Origin of the sequence: Haloferax prahovense (assembly GCF_000723845.1) — an archaeon.
GTDB lineage: Archaea > Halobacteriota > Halobacteria > Halobacteriales > Haloferacaceae > Haloferax > Haloferax prahovense.
Genome location: NZ_LK053000.1, coordinates 2455491 through 2475710, shown reverse-complemented (window position 1 = coordinate 2475710; position 20220 = coordinate 2455491). Strand labels below are relative to the sequence as shown.

The window sequence follows — 20220 nt, the reverse complement described above, 5'->3', positions numbered from 1 at the left end:
CCCCGCATCTGTCCCACGTTTTCGTTCCGTCGTTTCACCCGTCGTCCGCAGACTCTTCCGCACCGCGAGCGGCCGCCGTAACGTAGACGCCGGGCATGTCCGTCTCCTCGACGGTCAGCGTCACCTCCTCGTCCTCCTGGGCCGGGCGGTCGGTCACGACGGTCACCGCTTCGATGGGGTCGCGGCGGACGAACGCCCAGATGAGGTCGAGTATCGAGGGGTGACCGCCCTTCCGGACGACGAGCACGTGGCGCGAGTCGGCCAGCGCCCGGAGTTCCGGCGACAGGTCCTCTTCGTCGAGTTCGTCCGGCGGGATGGCGTGCAGCACGTCGCCTCGAATCGTCTCGGTCATGGTGTCTCAACGGTCCCCGGAGGAAAGAAGCGTGCGCTCCGAGACGCGACCGGTATCGGCGACCGACGGCGCCGTGGCTCGGAGCGAAGCGGTCGTCAAAAGGCGGAGGCGAATTCGCCTCCCACCGAATCTCGTGTCACCAGTTGGCGAAGTGAGACGAGGGGAGTGCCCCCACCGGGCTTGGGGGCGTGAAACGACGTGGCCACGTCGTTTCGGATGCCGCAACGGACCCCGAAACGTTGCGGCGGGTGCGGCGGATGTGGAGTCGCCGACGACTGGCGAGAAAAGCGCCTATTGCGTCGGCGATTTTCGCTTAGAAGCCGCGATGTATAAACCCTCCGCAACACGGGTTCCCACGCCCCGTGAGCGCACGGTTCCCGCGGTTCGTCGCTCCGGACTCACCGTGAATGAGCGGTCGTCTCCGGCCTCAGGCGGTCGCTTCGAACTCGCGCCGGAGCGCCGATTCGAGGTTGTCGAGTTCGCGGTCGAGGTTGCGCTCGAAGAACGCCTCGACACCCGGCAGCCGGCCGTCGACGATGAACTCGTTGACGAGGCGGCTGCCGCCGTCGTGCTCTTCGATGGTGTGTTCGCCCGTCACCCGCATCACCCGCGACTTGCCGACGAACTTGACGTGCGTCGGCTCGTCGACTTCGATGTCTTCGGTCTCGACGGTCACCGTCGAGCGGATGAGCGGAATCGGCAGTTCGAGGTACCACGTCGCGTGGCGGCCGTCGTCGGCCACGTCGAAGCGGTCGACGACGCTGATAGCCCCCGCTCGCTTGGCCGGGTCGGCGATAAACTCCCAGACGCGCTCGCCGGGAGCGTCGAACTCGAAGGTTCGTTTCACGCGGACGGTCATGGGATACCATCACACCTCCACAGTAAAAAGCCGTGGAATCGCCTCAGCTTCGGGTGACGCGCCACGTCGTCGAGCGGGCACGTCCCCACTTCTCGATTTCGACGTCCTCGGACTTCTCGGCCAGCCGCGGCAGACGGGACCCGACCTGCTTCGCGGTGAGACCGATGGCTTCGGCGATGTTCTTCGCCCGGAAGTAGCCCTCTCCACGGCTGACGCTGTCGCGGAGGTAGGCGAGAATGCGTTGTTCCTCGTCGGTGTACTCAGTCATCCTCGGGCCGTCTAGGGAATGGGCGTTATTAACGGTTACCCGTGTTCCTCAACGTTGATAGCTACTGGAACAGATGCGCACCGCAGACGGCCAGCGAGGCCGCGATAATCGCTACCATGAATCCGAGCGCCTTCGTCAACTGGTCCGGTCCGGCGACCATCAGCCCTGCGCCGACGAGCGTGAGCACGCCGAACAACGCCGCAAAGCCGATGGACTTGTCGGATTGCACCGTCTTGGTTTCCATGTTTCCGACCTTCGCGGGTGCGCACTTAGTTCATTCGACACCGCCTGTCGTGGGGCGGCGTGACGCGGGCGCGAGGCGTGCGGTGCGGTCCCACGGACCGACCCCGCGCTCGGCCGTTCGACATATGTACCACTAGTCTCGTGTGTCCACAACGATGGGACTGACATCCGCGTTGTTCGGCGGAAAACTCCGTATCGCACTCGTCGCGCTGGTGCTCGTCGCGGCCGGCGTCGGCGGGGCGTACGCGACCGGCGTCATCGGCGCGCCGAGCGTCGACCGGGTCGACAACCGGTTCGCCGGGGTCAACTCCACGGAGACGGTCATCGAGACCGACCTGTTCGTCTCGAACCCCAACCCGCTGTCCGCGAACCTCTCGGGCCTCGAAGTCGACTACGGCGTCGAGATGAACGGGATTCGGATGGCGACGGGCGAGAAGGAAGGCGTCGCTATCGGGCGGGGGACCTCGGCGGTCCCGCTCCGGACGACCCTCGAAAACGAGCGCATCCCCGAGTGGTGGGTCTCGCACATCCAGAACGGCGAGCACACGGACCTCGTCGTGGACGCCAACGTCTCCTCGGAGACGCTGGGACAGACCTTCAAAGCGCCCGAGATAACTCGGAGCATCGACACCGACCTGCTGTCGGCGTTCAACTCCACGGAGACTCGCGAGATAGACGCGGACTCGCCGGTCGTCTCGGACCCCGTGTTGTACGTCAACGAGACGAGCGCCGAGTGGGGCGAGTCCACGAGCGAGCGCACGGCGCTCGAACTCACGTTCGTCGTCCACAACCCCAAGCCGTACCCGATTGCGGTCTCCGAACTCGGCTACGACATCTCCATGAACGACGTGGACGTGGGCGAGGGGACGACGAACTCCGAGTACGTCATCTCCCCGCAGTCGACGGAGACCATCGAGGCGACGACCTACATCCAAAACGACAAACTCGACGAGTGGTGGGTCTCGCACCTCGAACGCGACCAGACGACCGACCTGCGCATCGACTTCTACGCGAACCTCGACGCCGGCGGCACGACCCTCCGCGTCCCGCTCGACCCGCTGACCTACGAGAAGACGTTCGAGACGGACATCTTCGGGAACAAGGCGGCGTCGGCGGGGAACGAGACGGCGACTGAGACGACCACGGCGACCGAGACGACCACGGAAACCGCGACCACCTCGACCGCGACTACAACTGAGACTTCGACGGACACCGCGACGGCGGCAACGACAACCGAGACGACAACGACCACGACGGACGACGAGACCACCACGTCGGACGGCGGGACCACCACGACGGACGACGGCCTCCTGTAGCGGTCGCGTTCCGCCCCGCGGCGGACGCGAAGTCGGACCGTCGTTCGACCGTCCCGATTCGCCGAGAAATCTTCGGTGATTCCTGACTTAGCCGACAACCCTTTACCGTCGGACGAGATATTCGATGATATGACACGGAGTACCCACGCTCCTGATCGAGTTCTTCTCCCGTAATGAGAACCCTGTGTCCGTCGAGAGCGACGACGAAACCATCGTCGTCTCCTTTGGCGACCAGTCCTGTGAACTGTCCCGAGACGCCGCCGCCGACCTGCAGGAGGCTATCGGCTCGGCGCTGACCGAGAAACGAGAGTTCTTCCGCACGGCCGGCGAGTACCGTCGGGACGGCAGTTACGTCGTCTCCCGCCGCGGCGCGGACTCCACTGGCAACGCGAAGGTGTTCACCAGTTTCGACGAACTGCGTCGGCTGTACGACCGCCTGCCCGAGCGCTTTACGGCCGAGGACATCGGTCGAACCGGCATCACGGGGTCGCGGCGTCACATGATACTCCGGCACTTCGGCGAGCATCCGGCGTTCGACTGCCGCATCGCCAGTCGCAACCCGCTGACGGGCGAAAAAGAGTCGTCCGAGACCGAGAACAACGACGCGATGGAAGTCATCGCCGACTGAGCGCGACGGCGCGCCGCCCGCGGTCTTTCGTTCCTCAGTCTATCGTGACGTGGTCCGACTCCTCGTTGAGCGCGAGGTTCGATGCGATTTCGGCGTTCCGCATCGCGTACTGCGCGGTCTGCTGGAGGCTCACGAGCACCTCGCGAATCTGGAGGAGCTTCTGGTTTTCCATCTCCGGGAGGTCGTTGAGGATGTCGCGCTCCCGGTCGCTTATCTCGCGGAACAGCTCTCGACACTCGATGGTGAGGTCGTAGTCGCGCTCGACGACGGCCCGAACCGCGGTCGTCGTAATCTCGTCGACGTGGTCGGTGAACTCGCGGATGCGCCGCATCGTCGACTGGTCGACGTCGATGGTGTGGCCCTCGGCGTCCATGACGATGTTGGCGATGTCCTCGGCGTTGTCGGCGGTCAGTTCGAGGTTCTTCGCCACCGAGCGGTAGCCGATGAGCGGGAAGCCGGAGTCGAGGCCGACCGCCCGCGCGAGGTTGGGGTTCTGGTAGGACGTGAAGATGAGTCGGAGCAGGAGGACGAAAATCTTGTTCGCCTGCCGCTCGCGGTTGAGCGCCCGCTGGGCGAGGTCGGGGTTGCCGTGGGCGAGCGCCTTGATGGCCTCGCCGCGCATCGTGCTCCCCGTGTTTTCGAGGCGCTCGAGCAGGTTGTCGAGGGTGAAGTCCTCCGCGTCGACCGAGCAGCGAATCGCGATTCGCTCGGGCGTCTCCTCGATGACGCCGAGGCCCATGAGCTGGGTCTCGGCCTTGTAGACGGCGTTGATGTGGTCCGAATCGAGCGCGCCCTCGCTTTTCTCGATGTGGATGACGCGCCGTCCGAGGACGTACTGCGCCACGATGGCGCGTTCGAGCGCCTCCGCGTTCAGACTGTCAGCGCGAATCGTCGCCTTCGAGTCCTCCGTGTTGACCGACTCGGGAAGCACGGTCAGCGTTCCCTTGCCGCTCGTCCGAATCGTCACCTCGTCGCCCTTCTCGACGTTGTGTTCCTTGGCCCACTCCGCTGGAAGCGTCATCGCCAGCGTGGAGGGACCGAGACGCTGGACTTTCCGGGTTTCCATGCCAGTCAGAACCCATCCAATGACCTTAAATCTCACTATATTACACCCTCCATGAATAATGGGTAGTGGGTCTCATTGCACACGGTCCCAAATATTAAATCATTCACGTCGTCCGAATTCGAGCGAGAGGGACCTCGTCGGGCACCGCCTGTTCCGAGAGACTGCGTATCTCTCGGTCGGCCCGGTGAAGTGGCTCAGCTTTGCGGAATTCGACGCGACGCAGGCGGAGGATGTGTTCAGAGGAGGTGAACGTCGGTTCACCTTTTTCGGGATGAACGTCCGGTAAAGCAGCGTATTAACTGCGCAGTTCCGCGGAACGTCGTCGATACGGTCAGATTATACATTTCTAGTTAATATATAACTTTACCATTCTGATACGTTATACTAACACACCTCCCTGCCGCATTGGGCTTCGGAGGTTCAGGGTGGGTAACACATGGTATCGAAAGCCACACAACAAGAGATGGAGGGAATGCTCGGTCAAGTCCCGGGTTGGATGGAGAACTTGGCAGAACCGGCGAGCGAACACAGTTGGGGGCTCTTCCGCGACCTCAATCTGGGCGAGAACACCGAACTGTCCGCGAGAGAGAAAGCGCTCATCGGGGTCGGCGTCGCGGCCGCCACCAACTGTCCGTTCTGTACCTACTTCCACAAGGAAGAGGCTCGGTTGAGCGGCGTCACAGACGACGAACTCCGGGAAACCGTCAACCTCGCCGCCGACACCAAGTACTTCTCGACGATTCTCCACGGGAACGAGACCGACCTCGACGAATTCAAGGCTGAAACGGACGAAATCGTCGAGTACATCACGCAACAACAGGCACCGGCAGACGACTGACGAGACGGCCGACGGGAGCGTTCTCCCGCTCGATTTTTCTGTTGGCGCGGCGCGTCGAGTCGGTCACGACCGGCCTGCGCCCCTGGTCAGTACAGCGCACCAAGCGACCGCAACTGAGTAGTTCGACGGCGACGCTCACTCGATTTTCATCATCCGCCGCTCGACGCGACCCACGCGGACTTTCGTCCACCCGCGGAGGTCCGCGTCGAGGTCCGGGTCGTCGGTGTCGACCCGAAGGACCGGAATCGCGTCGAGTTTCGACCGCGAAGCGACGACCGACACGTCGCAGCGGCGAATCACGTCGGGAGAGAGTTGAGGGTTGCCGCGGCCGAAGACGAACCCCTGTCCGCCGATTGGCGTGACGACGATGACGTTCTCCTCGCCGAGGCTCGCCAGAATCTCGGCTTCGGTCGCGTCGCGGGCGAGTACCTCGCCGTCGCGGTAGATGTCGACGCCCAGCGGCGACCCGTCGATACCCAACTCGGCTTTCACCGCGCCGACGGTGCTCCCGGGGCCGAGGACGTAGGTGACGCCCGCCGTCGCCCGGATGTCGTCGGCGACGCCCGCAGCGAGCGCCTCGACGGTTCCGCCGCCGGTCTGTTTCGACGACTGGAGGTCCTCGGCGACGGGAACGTGCGCGACCGCCCGAAGCTCCGGCCTGACCTCGCCGGCGCGGTAGTCGTCCTCGTCGATGTCCATGACCTCGCGGGCTTCGGTCCGCTCGAACGAGGTGACGACGTGGGCGGCGTCCTCCGGCGAGACGGCGAAAACGGAGGAGTAGACCTTCACGCCCGCGGGGACGCCGAGCATCGGGACGTCGGTGCCGTCGAGCGCCTCGGCCACGTCGGCGGCGGTCCCGTCGCCGCCGACGAACAACACGAGGTCCGCGTCGGCGGCGACAAACGACTCGACGGCGGCGACCGTGTCGGCCGCGCTCGTCTCGCCGCCGGACGGCTCGCCGAGCACGTCGGGGTCGAACCCGGCATCTCGGGCGGCCGACGCGCCCATCTCCCCGCCCCACGCGAGCAGTTCTGTCTCGGGGTCGGCCTCGAAGAGCCGCGAGAGCGCCCGTCGCGCCCGCTCCGGCGACCGCGGCTCCGCGCCGCGCGCTCTGGCCTCCGCGACTTTCCCGTCGGTTCCCTTCAGGCCGACCCGGCCGCCCATCCCCGCGACGGGGTTGACGACGACACCGATTCGCATGACTGAACGAACCCCCGCCCGGGGGAAAAGCGACGCGGTAGCCGGCGGCCGAACCGCCCGCCGCGAGCGACGGTGCCGCGGGCAGCGCGCGTCGACCACGGTGGCGACGTTCAGCCCGCACCGACCGTCGCCGGAACCTCACCGTTTAACAAGGGGACCGAGCAATTGTCATCCATGATTCCGTTAGAATCCGCCGGACAGGTGCTGCCGACCTCGGAGACGGCCGCGACCGTGCTTCTCGTGGGTATTCTCATGACCGCCGGGTGGCTCTGGTACCTCCAGCGCTGACCCGTCGGCCGACCGACCCTATTCTTCGTACGACTCGACTCGCGCTTCGAGCCACGCGGCCGCCGATTCGACGGTCTCCTCGTCGGCCCCGGCGAGTTTGATTCTGACGTGGTCGCCGGGGTAGCTCCCGACGGTCACGTCGAACTCCGATTGGACGGCCTCGAACCGCTCGATGAGCGAGCTTTCGGGCTCCGACGTGTGGACGAACCGGACGTGGGTCCGCTCGCCGGCGAACTCGTCGGCGACGCGGGCGAACATGGCTTTCATCTCGCCGGGGACGCCGGGGAGCACGTACACCGAACCGACGACCGCGCCGGGCGCGACGCCCTCGTCGTTCGGGAGCATCCGCGACCCCGCAGGAAGGTCGGTCGTTCCCTCCACGAGGTCCGCCGCGGAGTAGCCGCCGTTCGTCTCCAGCCACTCCTCGGCGTCGGGGTTCCGCTCCAGAGAGCGCCCGAACGCGGCCGCAACGGCCTCCATCGTCACGTCGTCGTGGGTCGGCCCAAGCCCGCCGGTGACGACGACGGCGTCGTACTCGGCGTGGTATTCGTTTACCACGCGGGCGATGTCGGCGACGCGGTCGGGGACCGTCGTCACGCGCTCGACGGAGACGCCCCGCTCTGTCAGTTCCGTGCACAACCACGCGGCGTTCGTGTTGACGGTGTCGCCGGCGAGGAGTTCGTCCCCGACGGTGACCACGGCGACTTGCATATCCCGAGGTAGCGGGCTGCGAGGCAAAAAAGCGTTCACACCGGCGAACCGAGCCGGGCGACCGACGCCGCGTCTCTCGGGCGGCCGTCAGCGGTCGTCGTCTTCGACGTCCAAGCCGAGTTCCTGTCGGCGGTCGCGAAGCGCCTGAATCTGCCGGCGGTAGTAGAGTATCCCCGCGCCGCCGACGAGCACCGAGACGGCGGCGACGGCCGCGAAGATACCGAGGTCGCGCTGGAGGTAGAACTGCACGACGACGTTCCCGTCGGTCACCTCGGGCCACCGGATGTGGACCCGGTCGTCGATGACCTCGGTGTCGTAGCCGGACGGCCGAACCGCCCCGAATATCGGGAAGTCGACGCGGCGGTCGGCGGGCAGGACGACCTCGTAGCTCCCCTCGACGAAGACGGGAAGCGAGAACCGCTTCGGCGAGGACGACGAACTGAACGCGATTTTGCCGGCGCTCCCGGCGTCCGCGGGGAGCGTGACGTTCGTGATGCGGTCGTTCTGGGTCACGTCGCCGCCGCGGGCCTTCAGTTCGGTCCCGTTGATGACGGTCCCGTTTTCGTAGCGGTAGCGGACCGCCTCGACCGGAAGCGGCGTCCGACTGCCGAAGCCGTCGAACCGGTAGAGTTCGACGAACGAGCCGTTCATCTCGTAGACCGCGCGGAACCGGCCGTTGTCCTGGACGGTGATGTGCGCGTCCGTCTCGGCGGTCCACGCGTACTCGCCGTCGGGCGCGGCGTCGAGCCGGTCGTTCGAGACGCTGGAGGTGCCGCCGAGACAGCCGGCGGTCACGAGGAGGAGGGCGAGCGCGGCGATACCGACGAGGAGTCGCCTGTTCATCGTCTTACTGGCCGATGACGCACTTCAGTTCGGCCGGCAGGTACGAGCCGATGCTGGCGAGGAGGCCCGGCGGGTCGGTCTCGTCCCGGCAGACGATGCTCTGTTCGAGGAGGCCGAGGCGCTCGACGGTCACGATGTCCTTCGCGTGACCGGCGCGGTTGACCGTTGCGCGGACCTCGCCGCGGGTCGCGCTATTGACGTTGACGCGACCGCTGCCGCGGGTCCAGTCGTAGAGGCGGTCGACCTGCTCGTCGGCCAGCCGCGAGGGCTCGTCGTCGCCGCCGTAGACGAACGTCAGCGGCATGTGCTGGACGAGGCCGAAGCGGTCGCGAATCTGGGTCGCGGAGCCGCGCCCGAGGCCGAGTTCCTCGGTCGGGATGCGCACCTCGATGCCGGCGTCGAGGACGAAGCCGTCGTCGTCCCAGTGTTCGAGCGTGCCGACGTAGGTCTCACCGGCCGAGAGGTGCGGCGTGACTTCGCCCCACTCCTCGCGGAGGACGTTGCGCGCGACCGTCTCGTCGTCGCCGGAGACCGTCACGGAGATGAAGTCGTCGTCGCGGACGCCGATGTCGTACTCCACGTCGAGGTCGCCGATATCGTTGGCGACGAGCGAGGTGAGGCTGTCGAGCGCGCGGTCGCGGGCGTCACCGTCGATGTAGCACTTCGTTGCGAGAACGACCATTCAGTTCGTCCCCGTCACTTCGACGTTGAGCTCGTCTCGAAGCTCTTCGATGCGTCGTTCCATCGCGTCGACGAGGTCGTCGTTGTCCATCGGTTCGAGGGGCGCACCGGTCTCGGGGCACTGGAAGCCGAGCTCCATCGCCTCGGAGAACTCGAAGCGGATGCCGGCGGGCTCCGAGAGGTAGAACTCGTGGTCGCGCTCGTAGTCGAGTCGTTCCTCGAGCGCCTCGAGGAGGCGGTACATCTCCTCTTCGAGGTTCTCGGGGATGTTTTCGTAGTGGAACGTCCAGAGGTAGGTGAGCCAGCCGGAATCCTCGTCGCGGACGCGACGATACGACGCGAGGTCGTTCTCGTAGAGGATAAAGAGCGCACGGCGCACGTCGTTGAGCTCGAGCCGCAGTTCCTCGGCGAGTTCCTCGTCGGTGACCTCGCCGTCCGGGGGTGCCGCCGCGACCGGCATCCCAGTGGGCCCAACCAACTCGTGGAGGTACTTCTGGATAACAGGGTCGTTCAGTAACTCCTCAAAAGCCATTGTGCGAAATGGCGTCAGGAACGCCATTAAGTCTTATTACTCCCGGGCAGCGGAGAACCGCCGGCGGGCGCGCCGACGCGTCCGATTACTCCTCGTCGGCCGGTACGACTTTCTTGCCCGTCGCCATCGGGACGACCCGGTTTTCGGCGTCCTCCCACTCGCGGTCGAGCTCGCGCCCGTCGAACAGGCGGTCGAGGAACACCGCGAGGCCGGCGACCTCCGAGTGCGGCTGGTTCGTGACGCCGACGTTCCAGTCCGCCCCCTCGTACACCTCGAAGGGGACCTTCTCCCCGCCGACGACGACGAGAAGCGGTTCTTCGGCGTGCGCCTCGCGGATGTCGGCCTCCACGTCCTGAACGCGCTCGCCGTACATCGTGAGGTGGACGACCTTACCCTCCCAGTTGCGGATGACGCCGTTGAGCGCCTCGGTGAGTTCGACCTCGAAGGGGCCGCCGAACCGGCCCGTGATGTCCTCGACGGTCTCCATCGAGTGGCCGGCGTTGTCCGGGAGGATGACCCGGTCAGCGCCGAGCGCGCGGGCCGTCAGGCCGACGTGCGTCGTCATCCGGTCGTCGCGCCCCGGCCGGTGTCCGTACCGGAGGACGGCGACCTCGGGTTCGTTGTGCATGTCTCTCCGAAGACGGTGGGGGAAAGTGGTGCTTTCGGAACGCGGGCGGCGGCGCGGCGGTCCCTTGTCCGTTCGTCCATCTGTCCGTTCGTCTACCTGTCCCCGCGGTCGAGATTTATCTACGCTCCCGCCGCAGACGTACGCATGAACCACCGCCCGGAAGTCGGCGCGGGCGTCGAGCGCGCCGACCTGTCGAACCGAACTGCGCTGGTGACCGGCGCGACCTCCGGCGTCGGCCGCGAGACCGCGCTCGCTCTCGGCCGACTCGGTGCGACCGTCTTCGTCCACGGCCGCGACCGGGACGCGGGTCGGACCGTCGCCGCGGCCGTGGAAGACGCCGGGGGCGACGCGGTCTTCTTTCGCGCCGACCTCGCCGAACAGGACACCGTGCGCCGCCTCGCGGCGGCGGTCCGCGACCGGACCGACCGCGTGGACGTACTCGTCAACAACGCCGGCGCGCACTTCTCGACGGGCGAACTGACCGCCGACGGCGTGGAGAAGACGTTCGCCGTCAACCACCTCGCGCCGTTCGTCCTCACACACGGGCTCCGCGACCTGCTCCCCGACGACGGCCGCGTCGTCACCGTCTCCTCGGAAGTCCACCGCCGATTCGAGGGCCCGCTCGACGCGACGGGTCTCGATGACTACGACGGCCTCGACGCCTACGCTCGATCGAAACTGGCAAACGTCCTCTTCACCGCCGGCCTCGCCGACAGGCTCGACGGCCCGACCGCGAACTGCTGTCACCCCGGCTTCGTCCCGTCGAGCGGCCTGTGGCGCGACGCCTCGCTCCCCGTCCGCACCGGGGTCGGCCTGCTCTCCCGACTCCCGCGCCGACTCGTCGGCGGCTTCGCGGATACGCCAGCGACGGCCGCCGACACGACCGTCTACCTCGCCGCGTCGCCGGCCGTCGCGGGAGTGACCGGGGCCTACTTCTCCGACTGCGCGCCGGCCGAGCCGTCGGCCGCGGCGACGGACCCCGAACACGTCCGGGAGCTGTGGCGGCTGAGCGAGGACCTGACCGGACTCTCGTGGTCCCGGTAGCGCGGACGTCACCGACGCCCGGCCGCGGCCCGGAGGGGAAACGGACTTATCACTCGGTCGAATCATCTGAGCCATGTCGCTGGAACTCTCCGACAAGCGCGTCCTCGTGACCGGGGGCGCAGGACTCGTCGGGTCTCACCTCGCCGCGCGCCTCTCCGAGGACAACCACGTGGTCGTCGCCGACGACCTCTCGAAGGGAGACCGCGAGCAGGTCCCCGACGGCGTCGAGTTCGTACAGGCCGACATGACCGACCCCGACGACGTCGCCGAGGCCGTCACCGAGGACCTCGACATCGTCTTCCACTTCGCGGCCTACACGGACACGAACTACGGCAACCCCCGCCAGCTGTTCGAGGAGAACACCGAGATGACCTACAACATCCTCGAACGGATGCAGGAGGTCGGCGTGTCGAACATCTCCTTTACCTCGTCGTCGACGATTTACGGCGAGGCCCCGCGGCCGACGCCCGAGGACTACGCGCCGCTCGAACCCATCAGCATCTACGGCTCCTCCAAACTCGCCGACGAGGGCCTCTTGTCGACGTTCGCCCACTCCTACGACGTCACGGTCTACATGTACCGCTTCGCCAACATCGTCGGCCCGAACCAGCGCGGCAACGTCATCCCCGACTTCATCGAGAAGCTCCTCGAAGACCCCGAGACACTCGAAATCCTCGGCGACGGCCGGCAGGAGAAGTCCTACCTCCACGTCGAGGACTGCATCGACGCGATGTGCCACATCGTCGAGCACGCCGACCGCGACTACAACGTCTACAACCTCGGCACGCGGACGACCACCTCGGTGACGACCATCGCCAACATCGTCGCCGACGTGCTGGACCTCGACCCCGAGTTCGAGTACACCGGCGGCGACCGCGGCTGGACCGGCGACGTGCCGAAGATGCGCCTCTCCATCGAGAAGCTCTCCGCGCTCGGCTGGGAGCCCGACGGGTCGAGCGACGAGGCCGTCCGCCGCGCGGCCGAGGAACTCGCCGAAGAACTCCGCGCCGAGTACGAATAACGACTGCCGATAACCGCGACGGACAGCCGCGACCAACACCGACACCGCGGGGCGACGCCCGGCAGGCCTCGCAGTTCGCCCCCGGAGCGAGCCACCTTTCTACCGCGACTCCCTACCCCGGAGCGTGCAGGTCGTCGGCTACGATACCGGAACCCCCGCGCTGTTCGTGAGCGCGAGCGGCGGCATCGACTCGGTCGCGCTCGACCCCGGCACCGAACTCGACTACCGCCTCGGCGAGCGACACTGCGCGGGCACCATCCACGACGACCGACACGTCGCCTGCGACAACGACCGCGCGCCCTACTGCCCGGACCACCGCCACACGTGGGTCTGCGCGAAGTGTACCGGGACGTGTCTGAAAGACGAGATGGACTGCGACGAGGACCACGCGGTCTACCTCGCCGCGTTCGCCCCCGACACGTTCAAAGTCGGCGTCACCCGCGAGTGGCGACTCGACACCCGCCTGCGCGAGCAGGGCGCGGACCGCGGGGCCCACATCCGAACGTTCTCCGACGGTCGCGTCGCCCGCGAGTACGAGGCCGAACTGGCGACCGAGATTCCGGACCGAATCCGCGTCCCGACCAAAATCGAGGGGTTCGGCCGGGCGGTCGACGCCGCGGCGTGGGACGCCCTCGTCGCCCAGTTCGACCCCATCGAGACGTTCGCGTTCGACTACGGTCTCGACCTCGCCGGCTCACCTGTCGCCGAGACCGTCGCCACGGGAACGGTCCGCGGCGTGAAGGGGCGCGTGCTCGTCCTCGACCACCGCGGGACGACCTACGCGGTCGACATGCGCGACCTCGTCGGCCACGAACTCGGCGACGGCGGGACCGACCGCGACCTCCAGTCGAGCCTCGGCGCGTTCGGGTGAGCGACGTCACGCTTCTCAGAGACCGTCAGCACTTTCCGGGAGGACGGCCAATTCGCTCTCATGGCTGACGACGAACCCGCAGACGAGACGCAGACGCCCGGCGAGGGCGACGACGGCGAAGAAGAGAAGTCGTTCCGCGAGCGGGTCGAAGAGATTCGACAGCGCCGCGAGAAAGAGCGCGAGGAAGGCGAGCGTCCCGACCCCGAAGAGATGATGGGCGGCGGCGGCCCCGGCGGCATGGGCGGCGGCGGCAACCCGTTCGCGCAGATGATGAGCGGCATGATGGGCGGCGGCGGCCCCGGCGGCATGGGCGGCGGCGGCGGCATGGGCGGCGGTCCCGGAAGTATGGGCGGCGGCCCGCGCGACCCCGAGCAGGGGAGCGGAAACGACGAACAGCTCGTCCGGGAGGTCCGACAGCTCCGCGACGAGGTCCGCGACGTGAACCGCGAACTGCGCCGCATCGCTGACGCGCTCGAAGGTCGCGACTAACGCGGTTTCGCAGTCGGTCTCGCTGTTTTTTTATTCCGATGCCAACCGGTCGTAGAGCGCGGCGAGTCGGTCGACAGACCGGTCGACGCTCACCTCGTCACGGCGGTCGAGACACCGCGCGCTGAGCTCCTCGCGCTCCGCCAGCGCCCGCCGGATTCCGCGCCGGAACCCGTCTAAGTCGCCGGACTCGTAGTGGTAGCCGGTCACGCCGTCGAGGACGGTGTCCTCGAGCGCGCCCTCGTTGACGCCGACGACGGGCGTCCCGCAGGCGTTGGCCTCCAGCGCGACGAGCCCCTGCGTCTCGACGGGGCTCGGAAAACAGAACACGTCGAGCGCGGAGTAGAACGCCGGCAGTTCCTCGCGGTCGAGAAAGCCGAGGAAGTGTGCGTCCACGCCGAGGTCGTCGGCGAGGGCTGACAGCTCGTCGCGGGCGGGGCCGTCGCCGCCGAAGACGAGCGTCGCGTCGAGGTCGGCCGCGGCCCGGACGAGTTCGTCGAGACGCTTCTCGTAGCCGTGACGGCCCGTGTAGCCGATGAGGGGGCCGTCGCCGAGGTCGTAGCGGCGGCGGAAGTCGTCGCCCTCGACGGGTTCGAACCGCTCCACGTCGATGCCGTTCGAGAGGACGACGATTTCGGCCTCGACGCCGACCTCGTCGACGAGGCGGCGCTCGGCGTCCTCGCTCGGGACGATGACCGCGTCGGCGCGGTCGAAGAACCACCGCTCGTACCGCTCGGCGGTGCGCTCGACGCCGCGCTCGATAGCGCCGACGGAGCTGAGGTACTCGGCGTACTCGCCGGTCGGGGTGTGGTAGGTCGCCACGAGCGGGAGGTCGCGCCGGCGAGCGAGTCGGAGTCCGGCCAGTCCGAGGCCGAACGGAGTGTGGGCGTGGACGACGTCGACGTCGTCGACGGCTCCCGGAATGCGCGGCGCGCCGATTCGAATCCCCTCGTAGAACGGGAACGGAAGGCTTCGGACGCCGTACTCGCCGGGCTCGGGGTCGTAGTCGTCGTCCGCTGGGAACACCACGTCCATGCGGCCGCCGCGGCGGTGCCACCGCTCGCGCCACGTCTGAATCGTGTAGGTGACGCCGTTGACGGTCGGTAGGTACGTGTCGGTGAACGCGGCGACCGACTGCATGGCCGTTCGTGCGACCCCGACGGGATAAACCGTTGTGACTTCCCGCTGGACTGTCGTGTGTTACCGAATCAATCGGCAGCCTCCCGGGGGTCGGCCAACGAGAGTCGCCGGACGAGAGTCGGCCACTCAGCCTTCGAGTCGTCCGGACAGCGCGTCCTCGTACGTCTCGACGAGCCTGTCGCCGACGCGGTCGAGGCTGTGTTCGGCGGCCGTCTCGCGGGCGTTCTCGCCGAGTCGCCGCCGGAGGTCGGGGTCGCGGGCGAGCAGGTCGAGCGCCCGGCGGAACTCCGCGTCGGTCGAACACTTCAGGCAGTCGTGGCCGTGGGTGTAGAACTCCTCGAACACCGGGATGTCGCGGAGGACGACCGCCTTCCCGCAGGCCATCGCCTCGAGGACGGCGATGCCCTGATTCTCGTTTTTCGTCGCGAAGAGGTAGACGTCGCCCGCGCCGAACGCGCCGCGGATGTCGTCTATCCACCCGGAGAATGTGACGTTCTCCGGGGCGTTTTCGACCCAGTATCGCACCTTCTTCGAGGCGTGCGGCCCGGTGTCGTAGGGGCCGAACCACGCGAAGTCGTAGTCGGTCTCCTGGGCGAGCGTACAGAACGTCGTGAGGCCCTTGCGCTCGAAGACGTTGCCGACGGTGAAGACGGTCATGCCGTCGAGGTCGTACTCGGCTCTGTACTCCTCGCGGAGCTCCTCGAACCCGTCGAGTGCGTCGGTGTCGACGCCGTTCGAAATCGGTCGAATCGGCGCGTCGATCGGGTAGGATTCGAGGGTTCGCTTCGTGTACTCGGAGGGACAGAGCACCACGTCTGCCTGCGAGTAGAACCACTTGAGGTACTTTCCGAGGGCGGGGGCGACCGCGGTCGACCCGCGGAAGCTCTCGGCGAAGTCCTCGCGGGTGACGTGCGAGTGGAGCACGAGCGGGATGTCGTTCCGTTTGGCGTGTCCGGCCACGGCGAGCGACCCGGGGCCGATGAGGTTGCAGTGGGCCACGTCGTAGTCGCGGATGACCCCGTCGCCCCGCAGGAGGCCCGCGGCACCCGCGGCGGCCGACTCGGGCCACGGGGAGGTGACGACCTCCACGTCGGTCGTGGCGAGGGCCGCCCGCTGCTGGTCGGTGGCGGTGCCGATGCCGCTGCGTTCGAGTTGCGAGGCGAACTCGAGGTAGTTCAGGACGCGCACAGTCGCCGTTTTTCCGGCCGAGGTTTCACGTTACCGGCTTCGGCTCCGCGTCGCGGTTCGGAACGTCTTTGTCCGGGCCGCTCGCCCGAACGTGTATGAACATCGCGGAGGAGCGCATCGACCGACTCCACGACCTCGCCCGTGAGGCGGCGAGCGACCGCGACCACGAGCGCGCCCGCGAGTACGTCCGCCTCGCCCGCCGGGTCGCAGAGCGGAACCGCTGCGGCCTCCCGAAGGCGTTCCGCCGGTTCACCTGCGACGACTGCGACGCCTACCTCCGTCCCGGCGTCAACGCCCGCGTCCGGACCCGCGCCGGCGGCCGCGTCGTCGTCAGATGCGACTGCGGGGCGACGAAACGCTATCCGTACTGACCGCCCGCCGGCGATTCCGGCAGTATCGCCCCGTTCTCGCGTGTGTACGACAACCAAACGGCCGCCAAAGCCTTACTATTGAAGCCCTCCGGCACATAGTGGAGGCCACACATGAACACGCAGGAGCTGCGAAAGGAGGCCCACGACGTCGACGTGACCGTCTGGGTGGGTAAGAGCGGAATCGAAGCGGTGGTCGGCGAACTCAACGACCAACTGGCCGACCGGAACCTCGTGAAAGCGAAGTTCCTCCGGGCGGCGCTCGGCGGCACGACGGTTGACGAGGCGGCCGCAGACCTCGCAGACCGGGTGAACGCCGAACTGATAGAGACGAGGGGGAAGACCGCGGTCTACCACCGATGAACGCGCTCGCACTCCCGCTCCAACTGCAGGGTGACGGCGGCGCTATCGGTCGACTCCTCACCCAGCAGAACGTTCCGTACGCCGAGACGCTCGGGACGCTCCTGGGCCTCGTTCTCGGCTTTGTCGTCGTCTACATCGTCGGCAAGGCGGTCGTGTCGTCCGCGCTCAACCGCGTCCTCGACCGACGCGGCGCGGAGGAACACGCCAAAAAGCCCCTGATGAAAATCGCGACCCTCGTCGTGGCGTTCGTCGCCCTCGGAGCGGGGTTCGCGTTCGCCGGCCTCGGCAACATCCTGCAGTCGCTCGCCACCATCGGCGCGGCCGCGACGCTCGCTATCGGCTTCGCGATGCAGGACGTCATCGCCAACTTCGTCGCCGGCATCTTCATCTTCACCGACAAGCCGTTCCGCATCAACGACTGGATTGAATGGGACGACAACTCCGGCGTCGTCGAGGACATCTCCTTCCGCGTGACGCGCGTTCGTACCTTCGACAACGAACTGCTCACTGTGCCGAACTCGCAGCTCACCGACGGCGTCATCAAGAACCCCGTCGCGAAGGACAAACTCCGCCTGCAGGTGCCGTTCGGCATCGGCTACGACGACGACATCCAGCAGGCGACCGACATCATCCTCGACGAGGCTGAAAACCACGAGGGAATCATGACGACGCCCGAGCCGTCGGTCAGACTGACCGAACTCGGCGACTCGTCGGTCACGCTCAAGTCGCGCATCTGGATTTCCCAGCCCAGCCGCGCCGACTTCGTGAAGACCCGCGGCGAGTACGTTACCGCCGTCAAAGAGCGGTTCGACGAGGAGGGAATCGACATCCCCTACCCGAACCGCACCCTCAGCGGCGAACTCTCGGTCGGCGGCGCGGAGCGCCTCGCGCAGTCGAACGACTGAGGAGAGAACCGAACCGGTGCCGACTGCGGGACCCACCCGCGGCGGTCGCCCGTGCGGACGACTCGGATTTTTTGACTCCCGACGCGCCGCTTAGAGTTCGATGCGCTCGACGAGCCTGTCTTCGGACTTCGTGTTGACCGCGACGATGCGGACGTGGTCTTCGAGGCCGGAGCCGTCGAGTTTCGCCTTCAGGAGGTTGTCGACCTGATAGACGCCCGCGGCGTTCACCATCTCGATTTCGACGAGGACCGGCGACTCTTCGCCGGGCTTCAGGACGACGTTGTTGATGGCGCGGCTGGAGAGCGTGTTGATGCCGCGGCCGCCCTTCTCGTAGGGGATGCGCGAGCGGCCGCGTTCCATGTCGAGCGCGTCGGCGACGCGGATGACGCCGGCTTCGAGCGTGAGCGGGTCCTCCTCGCGGTGGTGACAGAGGATGGCGTGGAGGACTTCCGCTTTGATTCGGACCGCGTCGGCGAGGCCGTAGAACTCGGGGAGGAAGCGGTCGAGCACGTCCGACGCGAGCGGAATGGAGTAGTACGCGTGGTTGTCGCGGTGGACGATGTGACCGATGTCGTGCAGTTGCGCCGCGAGGGCGATGATGACCGCTTCGTCGGCCTCGGCGAGTCCCTGCTCGGCCGCGCCGTTGAACTCGCAGTCGCCGGCCTTGAGCAGGTCGTACAGCCGAAGCGCGCGGTTGCGGACGATTTCGATGTGCTTCGGGCCGTGGTCGTTGTAGCCCTTGCGCGTCACCGCGTTCACGTTCTGCGCTTCGAGGAGCGTCGTCACTTCCTCGTCTTCGAGGAGCGCGGGGAGCACCTCGTTGAGCTTCTCGTCGGGGAAGGCGTGGTCCGCCTCGGGGTCGTAGACGCGGCCGCCGTTCAGGGTGTCTTCGGTATCGCTCATGACCCGCAAGGTGGTCGCACGGAGAGAAAAGAACTTGGGCTCCGAATCAGGTGCGCTAACGCGTCGCGTGGCGGGGTGAGCCTACGCGGCCTCGGTCGGTTCTTCGAGCTTCGCGGCGGCGGCCTCGACCGCGTCGTAGTCGGGTTCGACGCCGGGGTCGTCGCTGACCCACGCGTAGGTGACTTCGCCGTCTCCGTCGACGACGAACACCGCGCGCTTCGCCACGCGGTTGACGCCGAGGCTCGCGAAGTCCATCGCCACGTCGTAGGCGTCGACGAGTTCGCGGTTCGTGTCGCTGATGAGGCCGAAGTTGAGTCCGTTCTGCTCGGCGAACTCCGTCAGCGTGAACGGCGTGTCGATGCTGATGCCGTACACCGTCGCGCCGACGTCCTCGAAGTTGGCCATCTGGTCGCGGAAGGTGCACATCTCGGTGGTGCACGTGCCGGTGAAGGCCGCGGGGAAGAACGCGAGGACGATGGGCGCGTCGTCGAGGTTTTCGGAGAGCGTGAACGACTCGATGTCGCCGTCGATGTCGGTGAGCGGTGCGGTGAAGTCCGGGGCGTCGTCGCCGACTGATACCATACGGGTGCCATTCGACTCCGCACACATTATTTCACCGTCGTCGGAAATTCAGGGGACCGGTGGTGACGGACCGACCCAGTCGGCGCATCGGAACGGCCAAGCGCGTCCGGCAGCCTGCCACAAGTTTTTCGTAGGAGTTACGCGCCGAAACGCGTCGATTCGGCCGATGCGGGAGTTCCGGTACGCCGATATTCCGTCTTTCCAGAACCCGCAGAAGGCAAAAAGCCTATAATTGCCACTAGGTAACGCAGAAATAGCGATGTTCGAGACCATCACCCCACTGTTCCCGGGACTCCCGGGCGGGCCCGAGCTGCTCGTCGTTCTGCTCATCGTCGTCCTGCTGTTCGGCGCGAACAAGATTCCGAAGCTCGCTCGGTCCTCCGGGCAGGCCATCGGCGAATTCCAGCGCGGCCGCGAGGAAATCGAGGACGAGCTGCAGGATATGAAAGGCGACGACGAAGACGAAGACGACGCGACCATCGAGAGTTCGGCTGACTCGGTCGAGACCGAGTCCGCTTCGACCGAATCGTCGAACTAATCGCAGCTCACTCTCTCTCTTCTGCCCGCGCAGGGCGAACCACGCGATTTTTGACCAGTCCTGAGAGATTGCGCCGTAGGGCGTGTGGCCTAGTGGACAGGGCGAGAGGTTCCTAACCTCTCGATCGCGGGTTCGAATCCCGTCACGCCCGTTATCGTGACGAGCGGAGCGAGTCCGATAACGCAACGTGCGGGATTCGAATCGGGGAGCGAACGTCAGTGAGCGACCGAGGTTCGACTCCCGTCACGCCCGCTTCGCTCACTTCGTTCGCTCAGCGGCCGCGACGAACATCGCGAATCCTCCGGATTCGCTCAATCCCGTCACACCGTTCGCCACTTCGTTCGCTCAGCGGTCGTTC

The 20220-nt window shown here is 66.7% G+C and carries 26 protein-coding genes and 1 tRNA gene; 12 read left to right on the top strand and 15 right to left on the bottom strand.

Annotated features, from left to right (window positions below):
* Positions 1-34: 34 nt before the first annotated feature.
* From BN984_RS12460 to BN984_RS12445, 4 genes are all read right to left on the bottom strand, one after another.
* Positions 35-352 (bottom strand): DUF7526 family protein, encoded by a 318-nt coding sequence (locus BN984_RS12460; RefSeq protein ID WP_008092884.1) that lies wholly within the window; start codon positions 350-352, stop codon positions 35-37.
* 427 nt (positions 353-779) lie between these two features.
* The gene (locus BN984_RS12455; protein ID WP_049968356.1) at positions 780-1211 is read right to left on the bottom strand and encodes an SRPBCC family protein; all 432 of its coding nucleotides are present in this window, start codon (positions 1209-1211) and stop codon (positions 780-782) included.
* A 43-nt stretch (positions 1212-1254) separates the two neighbouring features.
* Positions 1255-1479 carry a DUF7123 family protein gene (locus tag BN984_RS12450; RefSeq protein ID WP_004043755.1) on the bottom strand — a complete coding sequence of 75 codons (225 nt, stop codon included), beginning with the start codon at positions 1477-1479 and terminating at the stop codon, positions 1255-1257.
* A gap of 61 nt (positions 1480-1540) precedes the next feature.
* Entirely contained in the window at positions 1541-1723 is a 183-nt protein-coding gene (locus BN984_RS12445) for a DUF7525 family protein (protein ID WP_004043756.1), read from the bottom strand.
* Between the two features lie 154 nt (positions 1724-1877).
* Here BN984_RS12445 and BN984_RS12440 point away from each other — a divergent pair, with 154 nt between their 5' ends.
* Together BN984_RS12440 and BN984_RS12435 are read left to right on the top strand one after the other, a co-directional pair.
* Positions 1878-3038, top strand: a complete 1161-nt coding sequence (locus tag BN984_RS12440; RefSeq protein ID WP_049968355.1) for an LEA type 2 family protein — start codon at positions 1878-1880, stop codon at positions 3036-3038.
* A 184-nt stretch (positions 3039-3222) separates the two neighbouring features.
* A complete protein-coding gene (locus BN984_RS12435) occupies positions 3223-3666 on the top strand; it encodes a DUF7528 family protein (protein WP_008092878.1) in 444 nt (147 codons plus the stop codon).
* Positions 3667-3700: 34 nt separating this feature from the next.
* Here BN984_RS12435 and BN984_RS12430 read toward each other — a convergent pair whose 3' ends face one another.
* Positions 3701-4732 (bottom strand): phosphate signaling complex PhoU family protein, encoded by a 1032-nt coding sequence (locus BN984_RS12430; RefSeq protein WP_004977402.1) that lies wholly within the window; start codon positions 4730-4732, stop codon positions 3701-3703.
* 463 nt (positions 4733-5195) lie between these two features.
* Between BN984_RS12430 and BN984_RS12425 the strand changes: the two genes are divergently transcribed.
* A complete protein-coding gene (locus tag BN984_RS12425) occupies positions 5196-5570 on the top strand; it encodes a carboxymuconolactone decarboxylase family protein (protein ID WP_008092877.1) in 375 nt (124 codons plus the stop codon).
* Positions 5571-5705: 135 nt separating this feature from the next.
* Here the strand turns inward: BN984_RS12425 and BN984_RS12420 are convergent, their stop codons facing one another.
* From BN984_RS12420 to BN984_RS12395, 6 genes are all read right to left on the bottom strand, one after another.
* Positions 5706-6770, bottom strand: a complete 1065-nt coding sequence (locus BN984_RS12420) for an ATP-NAD kinase family protein (RefSeq protein ID WP_049968354.1) — start codon at positions 6768-6770, stop codon at positions 5706-5708.
* A 306-nt stretch (positions 6771-7076) separates the two neighbouring features.
* Positions 7077-7769, bottom strand: a complete 693-nt coding sequence (locus BN984_RS12415) for a competence/damage-inducible protein A (protein WP_008092874.1) — start codon at positions 7767-7769, stop codon at positions 7077-7079.
* Between the two features lie 87 nt (positions 7770-7856).
* Positions 7857-8612 carry a DUF5803 family protein gene (locus tag BN984_RS12410; protein ID WP_008092873.1) on the bottom strand — a complete coding sequence of 252 codons (756 nt, stop codon included), beginning with the start codon at positions 8610-8612 and terminating at the stop codon, positions 7857-7859.
* A gap of 4 nt (positions 8613-8616) precedes the next feature.
* Entirely contained in the window at positions 8617-9294 is a 678-nt protein-coding gene (locus tag BN984_RS12405; protein WP_004977408.1) for a DUF2110 family protein, read from the bottom strand.
* Positions 9295-9825, bottom strand: coding sequence for a transcription factor TFIIE subunit alpha (locus BN984_RS12400; protein WP_004977409.1), 531 nt, complete (start codon positions 9823-9825; stop codon positions 9295-9297).
* Between the two features lie 85 nt (positions 9826-9910).
* Positions 9911-10453, bottom strand: coding sequence for a tRNA (cytidine(56)-2'-O)-methyltransferase (locus tag BN984_RS12395; protein ID WP_004970839.1), 543 nt, complete (start codon positions 10451-10453; stop codon positions 9911-9913).
* A 144-nt stretch (positions 10454-10597) separates the two neighbouring features.
* Between BN984_RS12395 and BN984_RS12390 the strand changes: the two genes are divergently transcribed.
* From BN984_RS12390 to BN984_RS12375, 4 genes are all read left to right on the top strand, one after another.
* Positions 10598-11497, top strand: coding sequence for an SDR family oxidoreductase (locus BN984_RS12390; RefSeq protein ID WP_115827982.1), 900 nt, complete (start codon positions 10598-10600; stop codon positions 11495-11497).
* Positions 11498-11570: 73 nt separating this feature from the next.
* Entirely contained in the window at positions 11571-12518 is a 948-nt protein-coding gene (locus BN984_RS12385; protein WP_008092866.1) for an NAD-dependent epimerase/dehydratase family protein, read from the top strand.
* Between the two features lie 124 nt (positions 12519-12642).
* Positions 12643-13389, top strand: a complete 747-nt coding sequence (locus BN984_RS12380; protein WP_008092864.1) for a DUF2797 domain-containing protein — start codon at positions 12643-12645, stop codon at positions 13387-13389.
* A gap of 60 nt (positions 13390-13449) precedes the next feature.
* A complete protein-coding gene (locus BN984_RS12375; RefSeq protein WP_004043771.1) occupies positions 13450-13878 on the top strand; it encodes a hypothetical protein in 429 nt (142 codons plus the stop codon).
* A gap of 30 nt (positions 13879-13908) precedes the next feature.
* Here BN984_RS12375 and BN984_RS12370 read toward each other — a convergent pair whose 3' ends face one another.
* Positions 13909-15015: a glycosyltransferase family 4 protein gene (locus BN984_RS12370; RefSeq protein WP_049968353.1), complete on the bottom strand. Its 1107-nt coding sequence runs from the start codon at positions 15013-15015 to the stop codon at positions 13909-13911.
* Positions 15016-15141: 126 nt separating this feature from the next.
* Positions 15142-16203, bottom strand: a complete 1062-nt coding sequence (locus tag BN984_RS12365; RefSeq protein ID WP_049968352.1) for a glycosyltransferase family 4 protein — start codon at positions 16201-16203, stop codon at positions 15142-15144.
* A 95-nt stretch (positions 16204-16298) separates the two neighbouring features.
* Between BN984_RS12365 and BN984_RS12360 the strand changes: the two genes are divergently transcribed.
* From BN984_RS12360 to BN984_RS12350, 3 genes are all read left to right on the top strand, one after another.
* A complete protein-coding gene (locus BN984_RS12360; RefSeq protein WP_004977416.1) occupies positions 16299-16574 on the top strand; it encodes a ribonuclease P protein component 4 in 276 nt (91 codons plus the stop codon).
* Between the two features lie 111 nt (positions 16575-16685).
* Positions 16686-16934 carry a YhbY family RNA-binding protein gene (locus tag BN984_RS12355; protein ID WP_004977417.1) on the top strand — a complete coding sequence of 83 codons (249 nt, stop codon included), beginning with the start codon at positions 16686-16688 and terminating at the stop codon, positions 16932-16934.
* Positions 16931-17839, top strand: a complete 909-nt coding sequence (locus tag BN984_RS12350) for a mechanosensitive ion channel family protein (RefSeq protein WP_008092858.1) — start codon at positions 16931-16933, stop codon at positions 17837-17839. Before BN984_RS12355 ends, BN984_RS12350 begins: the two co-directional genes overlap by 4 nt.
* A 90-nt stretch (positions 17840-17929) precedes the next feature.
* Here the strand turns inward: BN984_RS12350 and BN984_RS12345 are convergent, their stop codons facing one another.
* Together BN984_RS12345 and BN984_RS12340 are read right to left on the bottom strand one after the other, a co-directional pair.
* Positions 17930-18742, bottom strand: a complete 813-nt coding sequence (locus BN984_RS12345; protein ID WP_008092857.1) for an HD domain-containing protein — start codon at positions 18740-18742, stop codon at positions 17930-17932.
* A gap of 81 nt (positions 18743-18823) precedes the next feature.
* The gene (locus BN984_RS12340) at positions 18824-19324 is read right to left on the bottom strand and encodes a redoxin domain-containing protein (protein ID WP_008092856.1); all 501 of its coding nucleotides are present in this window, start codon (positions 19322-19324) and stop codon (positions 18824-18826) included.
* A 259-nt stretch (positions 19325-19583) separates the two neighbouring features.
* On the opposite strand from BN984_RS12340, the gene BN984_RS12335 reads away from it, so the two are divergent.
* Positions 19584-19862 (top strand): Sec-independent protein translocase subunit TatA/TatB, encoded by a 279-nt coding sequence (locus tag BN984_RS12335; RefSeq protein ID WP_008092855.1) that lies wholly within the window; start codon positions 19584-19586, stop codon positions 19860-19862.
* Between the two features lie 78 nt (positions 19863-19940).
* Positions 19941-20013, top strand: a tRNA-Arg gene (locus BN984_RS12330).
* Positions 20014-20220 lie beyond the last annotated feature (207 nt).

Excerpts from the sequence above, each read along its gene's own strand:
- BN984_RS12375 (WP_004043771.1), top strand. The coding sequence starts at position 13,450 with ATGGCTGACGACGAACCCGCAGACGAGACGCAGACGCCCGGCGAGGGC.
- BN984_RS12335 (WP_008092855.1), top strand. The coding sequence starts at position 19,584 with ATGTTCGAGACCATCACCCCACTGTTCCCGGGACTCCCGGGCGGGCCC.
- BN984_RS12395 (WP_004970839.1), bottom strand. The coding sequence starts at position 10,453 with ATGCACAACGAACCCGAGGTCGCCGTCCTCCGGTACGGACACCGGCCG.
- BN984_RS12455 (WP_049968356.1), bottom strand. The coding sequence starts at position 1,211 with ATGACCGTCCGCGTGAAACGAACCTTCGAGTTCGACGCTCCCGGCGAG.
- BN984_RS12405 (WP_004977408.1), bottom strand. The coding sequence starts at position 9,294 with ATGGTCGTTCTCGCAACGAAGTGCTACATCGACGGTGACGCCCGCGAC.
- BN984_RS12345 (WP_008092857.1), bottom strand. The coding sequence starts at position 18,742 with ATGAGCGATACCGAAGACACCCTGAACGGCGGCCGCGTCTACGACCCC.
- BN984_RS12430 (WP_004977402.1), bottom strand. The coding sequence starts at position 4,732 with ATGGAAACCCGGAAAGTCCAGCGTCTCGGTCCCTCCACGCTGGCGATG.
- BN984_RS12360 (WP_004977416.1), top strand. The coding sequence starts at position 16,299 with ATGAACATCGCGGAGGAGCGCATCGACCGACTCCACGACCTCGCCCGT.
- BN984_RS12370 (WP_049968353.1), bottom strand. The coding sequence starts at position 15,015 with ATGCAGTCGGTCGCCGCGTTCACCGACACGTACCTACCGACCGTCAAC.
- BN984_RS12385 (WP_008092866.1), top strand. The coding sequence starts at position 11,571 with ATGTCGCTGGAACTCTCCGACAAGCGCGTCCTCGTGACCGGGGGCGCA.
- BN984_RS12400 (WP_004977409.1), bottom strand. The coding sequence starts at position 9,825 with ATGGCTTTTGAGGAGTTACTGAACGACCCTGTTATCCAGAAGTACCTC.
- BN984_RS12420 (WP_049968354.1), bottom strand. The coding sequence starts at position 6,770 with ATGCGAATCGGTGTCGTCGTCAACCCCGTCGCGGGGATGGGCGGCCGG.
- BN984_RS12425 (WP_008092877.1), top strand. The coding sequence starts at position 5,196 with ATGGAGGGAATGCTCGGTCAAGTCCCGGGTTGGATGGAGAACTTGGCA.
- BN984_RS12460 (WP_008092884.1), bottom strand. The coding sequence starts at position 352 with ATGACCGAGACGATTCGAGGCGACGTGCTGCACGCCATCCCGCCGGAC.
- BN984_RS12390 (WP_115827982.1), top strand. The coding sequence starts at position 10,598 with ATGAACCACCGCCCGGAAGTCGGCGCGGGCGTCGAGCGCGCCGACCTG.
- BN984_RS12415 (WP_008092874.1), bottom strand. The coding sequence starts at position 7,769 with ATGCAAGTCGCCGTGGTCACCGTCGGGGACGAACTCCTCGCCGGCGAC.
- BN984_RS12350 (WP_008092858.1), top strand. The coding sequence starts at position 16,931 with ATGAACGCGCTCGCACTCCCGCTCCAACTGCAGGGTGACGGCGGCGCT.
- BN984_RS12445 (WP_004043756.1), bottom strand. The coding sequence starts at position 1,723 with ATGGAAACCAAGACGGTGCAATCCGACAAGTCCATCGGCTTTGCGGCG.
- BN984_RS12410 (WP_008092873.1), bottom strand. The coding sequence starts at position 8,612 with ATGAACAGGCGACTCCTCGTCGGTATCGCCGCGCTCGCCCTCCTCCTC.
- BN984_RS12340 (WP_008092856.1), bottom strand. The coding sequence starts at position 19,324 with ATGGTATCAGTCGGCGACGACGCCCCGGACTTCACCGCACCGCTCACC.
- BN984_RS12440 (WP_049968355.1), top strand. The coding sequence starts at position 1,878 with ATGGGACTGACATCCGCGTTGTTCGGCGGAAAACTCCGTATCGCACTC.
- BN984_RS12355 (WP_004977417.1), top strand. The coding sequence starts at position 16,686 with ATGAACACGCAGGAGCTGCGAAAGGAGGCCCACGACGTCGACGTGACC.
- BN984_RS12450 (WP_004043755.1), bottom strand. The coding sequence starts at position 1,479 with ATGACTGAGTACACCGACGAGGAACAACGCATTCTCGCCTACCTCCGC.